The organism is Paracoccus sp. (in: a-proteobacteria), from assembly GCF_035556475.1.
GTDB lineage: Bacteria > Pseudomonadota > Alphaproteobacteria > Rhodobacterales > Rhodobacteraceae > Paracoccus.
The window spans coordinates 58,179-64,415 of record NZ_DATMFA010000022.1 but is presented as its reverse complement, the minus strand read 5'-3'; the positions used below and the strand labels follow the sequence as shown (position 1 = coordinate 64,415).

Sequence of the window (6,237 nt, the reverse complement as noted above, 5' to 3'; positions counted from 1 at the left end):
AGGGTGATGTCCGCCGCCGAGGCGGGGGATAGGGCGATCGCTCCGAGAACGAAGCCGAGCGCAAGGCTTTTCATTTCCATCGTTTGCTTCCCTGTTGGTTGGTCTTTGTTCAATTCAGAAGGTCGAGGTCGGCCAGCACGCCGCGAAGGCGCGCCCGCGCATCGGCGGGCAGCGGCAGGCGCGGCGGGCGGGGATCGCCCATCGGTTGCCCGATCAGCCGCATCGCGGCCTTGGTCGCCGAAACGTAAAGGTCGCCGGCCAGCGCATTGATCAGCGGCAGGCTGCGGACATAAAGCGCGTGCGCCCGCGCCGCGTCGCCCTCCACAGTTTCGGTGAATGTCCGCGCCGAAAGCGAGGGCGAGATGTTGGACATGACCGAACTGTAACCCTCAGCCCCCGCCAGATAGCTCTCCCACGGGTAATAGCCCGCAAAAACCGTCATACGGCCCTTGCACAGATCCAGAAGCTCGGTCACGCGATGGACGTTCTTGGACGTGTCCTTGATGTAGCTGATGTTCTCGACCTCCGAGAGGCGCGCGACCAGAGGGGCGGTCAGATCCACATTCGCCGTGAACGGGTTGTTGTAGAGCATCACCGGGATCGAGATCGCCTCGGCCACGCGGGTGAAATGAGCCAGAAGTTCCGCCTCGGTCGGCGAGGAGTAATAGGGCGGCACCAGCATCACGCCATCCGCACCAAGGCTTTCGGCCTCGCGGCTGAGCGCGACAGCCTCGTCGGTCCATTCGGCGGCAGTGCCGATCAGGACGGGTACCCGGCCTGCGGCCTGCCTGATGGTCGTCTCGGCCACGGCCGCGCGCTCGTCACGGGTCAGCGACAGGAATTCGCCCGTGCTGCCAAGGGGGATCAGGCCATGGACCCCCTCGTCGATCTGCCAGTCGACATAGCGGCGCAAAGCCTCCAGATCCAGCTGCCCCTGCCCGTCAAAGGGCGTCACGCAGACGGTATAGCTGCCGCGAAATTTCATTCTTTCACTCCCGGATCCCGATCACATCAGCAAGGTTGATTTCAGATTTGATCTGATCAGATAATGTGTCAATAGAAACATGTTGGATCACATCTGATCGACTGACCAATGGACGGATAACCCCATGCCTTTCATCGAAGTCACCGATTCCGGCCCAAGCCCGGAAATTCGCGAACTTGCGACCCGCTCAATGACCGATGGTCTGTGCCAGGCCTTTGCGATCAAGCCTGAAATCGTCACCTGCTATTATAATTCGACCCCCGACTATTCCTACGGACATGCAGGAAAACACGGCAAAACCGCCGAAATTTTCCGCATATTCATAAAAATCCACGCATTCCCACGTGATGCCGAAGCCAAGGGCGAGGCCGCGCGGCTGATCACTGCCGCTGTAGCCGAGGCCTATGGGACCGATGCCAAGAACGTCATCATCTACTTTATGGACCGCGTCCCAGAAGACGCCTTCCATGCCGGAATCCCCTCGACCTGAAGTCGAATATGACAGATCAATTATTGCCTGATGGAGATTATTTTGGATCACTTCTTGAGTGACGAGCAGCGCATGGTGCGCGACACTGCGCGCAAGCTCTCGGATGAGGTCGTCGCGCCCATCGCCGCCCGGATCGACCGTGAGAACGCCTTCCCCCGCGATGCCTATCTCGCACTGGCCGAACTTGGCCTTTTCGGCGTGGCGCTGCCCGAGGAGGCCGGCGGTGCCGGCATGGACGCGCTGACCGCCTGCATCGCGATGGAGGAGATCGCGCGCGGCTCGGGCGCGGTCGGCAATGCCTTCGCGATCCCGGTCGAAGCGGCGCTATTCCTGAACCATCACGGCGACGCCCAGCACAAGGCCCTGATCCCCGGCATCCTTGACGGCAGTGTGATTCCCGCGACCGCGGTGACCGAGCCCGACAATGGCTCGGACGTCGCCAGCATGAATACCGTCGCCCGTCGCGAGGGGGATGAGTATGTGATCACGGGCTCGAAGGCATGGGTCACGTTCGGGCAGGTCGCGGATGTGATCATGGTCTTTGCCAAGACTGATCCCGCGGCGGGCCACAGGGGGATTTCCTGCATTCTGGTCGAGACCGACCGCCCCGGCGTCCATCGCGGCAAGTCCGAGGAACTGTTGGGAATGCACGGCCTTGCCGAATGCATGATCGCCCTCGACCAGGTTCGCGTGCCGATCGCGAACCGGATCGGGCCCGAGAACGGCGCCTTCAAGATGGCGATGGAGAACTTCAATTTCTCGCGCCTGATGATGTCGTCGATGGCGCTTGGCATGGCGCAGGCGGCGATGGAGGACGCGATCGCCTATGCGCATGAGCGCAGACAGTTCGGCAAGCCGATCTTCGAGTTTCAGGCAATCCAGTTCATGATCGCCGACATGGCCAAGGACATCGCCGCCGCCCGCCTGCTGATCCATCATGCCGCGCGGCTTTACGACGCCGGTCAGCCCATCGCGCTTGAGGCGGCGCAGGCCAAGCTTTTCACCACCGACATGGCGCAGGTCCATATTTCCAACGCGCTGCAGATCCATGGCGGCAATGGCTATTCGCGCGAGTTCCGCGTCGAGCGGCTTTTCCGTGACGTGCGGCTGAGCCAGATCTATGAAGGCACAAACCAGATCCAGCGCATGATCATCGCGCGACAAGTCGGAAAGCAATACGCATGAGCCTGTTCTATGAGGATGTCGACATCGGGAGCAGCTACACCACGCCCGCCCATCGCATCACCGAGGCCGACATCGCCGACTTCTGCCGTCTGACGCGGGATCATCATCCCCTCCACACCGATGCCGACTATGCGCGCGATGCCGGGTTTCCCGGCATCATCGCTCATGGGCTATACGGTCTGGCGCTGATGGAGGGGCTGAAGACCGAACTACATCTTTACGACGAAAGCTCGATCGCCTCGCTCGGCTGGGACAAGGTCCGCTTCCTGAAGCCGCTGGCTGCGGGTGACGTGATCCATGTCAAGATGGATTTCACCGCCAAGCGCGAAAGCAAGGGGCGCGGTGTCGTCACCGAGGCCGTGCGCCTTCTGCGTGGCGAGGAGGCTGTGATCGACGCCGAGCATGTCTCGCTGATTCGGAAGCGGGGGTGATCATGAACGAGCCGCTCGATAGCGCGCTGAACTCGGCTGATCAGGCGACCCGTCTGATCCGCGAGGCGATCCTTTCGGGGCAGATGGCGCCGGGCGAGCGGCTGAAGACGGCAGAACTGGCCCAGCGGCTTGGCCTGTCCACTATGCCCCTGCGCGAGGCGCTGCGGAAGCTTGAAGGTGAAGGGCTGGTCCAGATCGAGCCTAACCGGGGCGCGACGGTCCGCAAGCTGGACCGCGCCTATATCACCGACCTGTTCGAGCTGAACACCGACCTGCGCATCTGCGCGGTCAGGCGCGGCATGGCCACGTTGACGCTGGAGCGTATTCGCGCGCTTGAGGCGTTGGCGCAGGAATATCGCGACCATCTGGACCATGGCGAGGATCTGGAGGCGATCCGCGTCAACCGCGACTTCAACGCCAAGCTGGTCGAGTTCGGCGGCAACCGCGAGGCGCTGCGCGTCTTTCTGCGCGGCTGGGACATCATCTTCGCCTTCCGCCGCGGCTATGGCTATGGCACCGGCCGCAGGCGAGTCATGGCCGAGGAGATGCAATTGCTGATCGACGCCCTTCGCCGCCATGACAACGTGGCGGCAGAGGCGATCCTGCGCATGCAGAACGCGGCGATGATGGAAGACCTCGTCTCGCGGATCGCCCCTGACGCCTAGGCCCGCACTTCCGCAGCAAACTTCGCCGTCGCGCCGGATCCGGGAGTGTCGGATCGGCATCGGCACCGATGTCAATCATATCGCCGACAGCGCGACGAACTGGGCGCGGTGGCGGTCGCAGGCGATGATGAGGGTCTCGTTGCGGATGGCTGTGTCAAAAATGCCTGCCCCCTGGCCATCGCGATGCGGCGCCCCTGACGGGACGCCGCATCGGACTTATTCGGTCATGGCCTTCAGCAGCGCCTGCTGGCCGGGCGTGCTGAGTTGACTTGCATAAAGTGGCTTCGACGCCTCGCGGAACGGGGCTGGGTCGGGCTGGGTGACATTCGCACCGGCGGCCTTGAACTTGTCGATCAGCGGCTGCTCCTGCTCTTCGACATAGCCGCGCTCCCATGCCGCGGCTTCCCGGCCTGCCTCCATCAGCGCGGCCTGGATGTTTTCGGGCAGCGCGTCGAATGCGCCCTTTTGCATCACCACCGGCGCGGTCATGTTGAGCCAGCCGACCTGCGCGAAATCAGGCGCGACCTCATAGAACTTCATCCCGTCATAGCCGGTCGAGGCGGCCTCTGCCCCATCCACGACGCCCGATTGCAATGCGCCGTAAAGCTCGTTGTAGGACATCGGCGTCGGGTTCGCGCCATAGGCGCGCCAGGCCTCGACATGAACCGGGTTCTGCATGGTGCGGATCTTCAGCCCGGCCAGGTCGCCGATGCCCTCGACCGGCTTTTTGGTCATCAGGTGGCGCAGCCCCGAGGAATGGACGCCCAGAAGCTGGAAACCGGAATTGTTGGCAGATGCCTCCATCAGATCCCAGTTCGCGTCGATCTTGCCGCCCAACTCGCCAATGCTGGGAAACAGGAAGGGCATGTCGAAGACCTTGTAATCCTCGACATAGTTCGACAGCAGCGCGTTCGAGGTCATCGACATGTCGATGCTGCCAAGCATCACCCCCTCGATCAACTGGGATTCGTCGCCAAGCTGGCCGCCCGGAAAGATCTCCAGCGTCGCCGCGCCGTTGGTCTTGGCCTCAAGCAGCTCGCGCATCTTCTGCAGGCCTTTGTCCTGCACCTCGTCGGACGCATTGGTATGGCCGATCTTGAATTTGTATTCCTGCGCCGCAAGCGGACCCGCAACGATGGCGAGAAGGACGGCAGAGGCAAACAGTCGATTCAGCATGTCTTGTTCCCTGTTGGTTATGGCTAGCGAATGAAGGCGTCGGGCAACCAGAGCGAGATCGCCGGCACATACGTGACGAGGCCCAGCACGATCAGCATCGCCCCCAGCGGCAGCCAGATCTGGCGCGAGACCTGTTCGATCCGCCGGCCGGCAACGCTGGCTGCGACGTAAAGGCAGATGCCATAGGGGGGCGTGATCAGGCCGATCGACAGGTTCAGCGATATGATGATCCCGAAATGCACCGGGTCGATTCCGAAGCTTTGCGCAATCGGCGACAGGATCGGCAGCAGGATCAGCACGGCCGAGATGCTTTCCATGAACATGCCCACGACCAGCAGCAGCAGGTTGACGATCAGCAGGAATACCCAGGGACTTTGCGTGATCCCGGTCAGCCAGTTTTTCAGCATGGCAGGCAGGCCGGCCGTCGCGATGACCCAGGTAAATACGCTGGCGGTCGCGACAATGATCAGCACCGTCGCCGACAGGCTGATCGCCTTCAGCATAATACGCGGCAGGTCCGAAGGCCTGATCTCGCGATAGATCAGCATGGTGATGATCAGCGTGGCGAACAGCGCGACGCAGGCGGCCTCGGTCGCGGTGAAGACGCCGCCGACGATGCCGCCGACCACGATCAGTGGGATCATCAGCCCCGGTCCCGCATCGACGAAGCCGCGCCACAGCCGGGACAGCGTGAAGGCCCGGGCGTCGCGATAGACCTCGCCCTGGCGGCGGCTGTAAAGCCAGCAGCCGACCATCAGGAAGATCATGACCATCATGCCCGGCACCACGCCGCCAAGGAACATTGCGCCGATCGACTGGTTCGACGTGATCGCGATCACGATCATCACGATCGAGGGCGGAATGATCGAGGCCAGCGCGCCCGATGCCGCGATGACCGAGGCGGCAAGATCAATATTATAGCGCCGCTTTTTCATTTCGGGGACCATGACCGCGCTGATCGCTGCGGTATCCGCCGAGCCTGAGCCCGAGATCGCGGCAAGCCCGGTCCCGGTCACGATCGCGACCATATAGAGGCTGCCGGTGATCCAGCCGACCAGCGCCTCGGCCAGCGCGACGAAGCGCCGCGCGATGCCACCCGCCTCCATCAGCAGGCCCGAGGCGACGAAGAAAGGGATCGCCATCAGCGTGAAGGAACTGATCCCGCCATAGATGCGCTGCGCGACGATCGAAATCGGTGCGCCGGTGGTCAGCTCGATCGCGATCAACCCCGCGATGCCGAGCGCGAGGACAATGGGCATTCCCGAAACCAGAAGGACGAGAAAGCCGGACAGTGCGACGCCCATG

General features: G+C 62.6%; 7 protein-coding genes. 4 read left to right on the top strand and 3 right to left on the bottom strand.

From position 1 onward, the window contains the following. Window positions 1–109 precede the first annotated feature (109 nt). Window positions 110–985 carry a 4-hydroxy-tetrahydrodipicolinate synthase gene (gene dapA / locus VNQ78_RS03040; protein ID WP_325686457.1) on the bottom strand — a complete coding sequence of 292 codons (876 nt, stop codon included), beginning with the start codon at window positions 983–985 and terminating at the stop codon, window positions 110–112. A 124-nt stretch (window positions 986–1,109) separates the two neighbouring features. Between dapA and VNQ78_RS03035 the strand changes: the two genes are divergently transcribed. From VNQ78_RS03035 to VNQ78_RS03020, 4 genes are read left to right on the top strand one after another with little or no spacing between them, the layout of a single operon-like run. Further along, on the top strand, window positions 1,110–1,475 hold the full coding sequence (locus tag VNQ78_RS03035; RefSeq protein WP_325686455.1) for a hypothetical protein: 366 nt from the start codon (window positions 1,110–1,112) through the stop codon (window positions 1,473–1,475). 54 nt (window positions 1,476–1,529) lie between these two features. After that, window positions 1,530–2,660: an acyl-CoA dehydrogenase family protein gene (locus tag VNQ78_RS03030; protein WP_325686453.1), complete on the top strand. Its 1,131-nt coding sequence runs from the start codon at window positions 1,530–1,532 to the stop codon at window positions 2,658–2,660. Further along, window positions 2,657–3,091 (top strand): MaoC family dehydratase, encoded by a 435-nt coding sequence (locus VNQ78_RS03025; RefSeq protein WP_325686451.1) that lies wholly within the window; start codon window positions 2,657–2,659, stop codon window positions 3,089–3,091. Before VNQ78_RS03030 ends, VNQ78_RS03025 begins: the two co-directional genes overlap by 4 nt. Before the next feature lie 2 nt (window positions 3,092–3,093). Next, the gene (locus tag VNQ78_RS03020) at window positions 3,094–3,756 is read left to right on the top strand and encodes a GntR family transcriptional regulator (RefSeq protein WP_325686449.1); all 663 of its coding nucleotides are present in this window, start codon (window positions 3,094–3,096) and stop codon (window positions 3,754–3,756) included. A 216-nt stretch (window positions 3,757–3,972) separates the two neighbouring features. On the opposite strand, the gene VNQ78_RS03015 is transcribed toward VNQ78_RS03020, so the two are convergent. Together VNQ78_RS03015 and VNQ78_RS03010 are read right to left on the bottom strand one after the other, a co-directional pair. Further along, window positions 3,973–4,932, bottom strand: coding sequence for a TRAP transporter substrate-binding protein (locus VNQ78_RS03015; RefSeq protein ID WP_325686447.1), 960 nt, complete (start codon window positions 4,930–4,932; stop codon window positions 3,973–3,975). Between the two features lie 23 nt (window positions 4,933–4,955). Further along, window positions 4,956–6,236 carry a TRAP transporter large permease gene (locus tag VNQ78_RS03010; protein WP_325686445.1) on the bottom strand — a complete coding sequence of 427 codons (1,281 nt, stop codon included), beginning with the start codon at window positions 6,234–6,236 and terminating at the stop codon, window positions 4,956–4,958. Between the last annotated feature and the right edge of the window lies 1 nt (window position 6,237).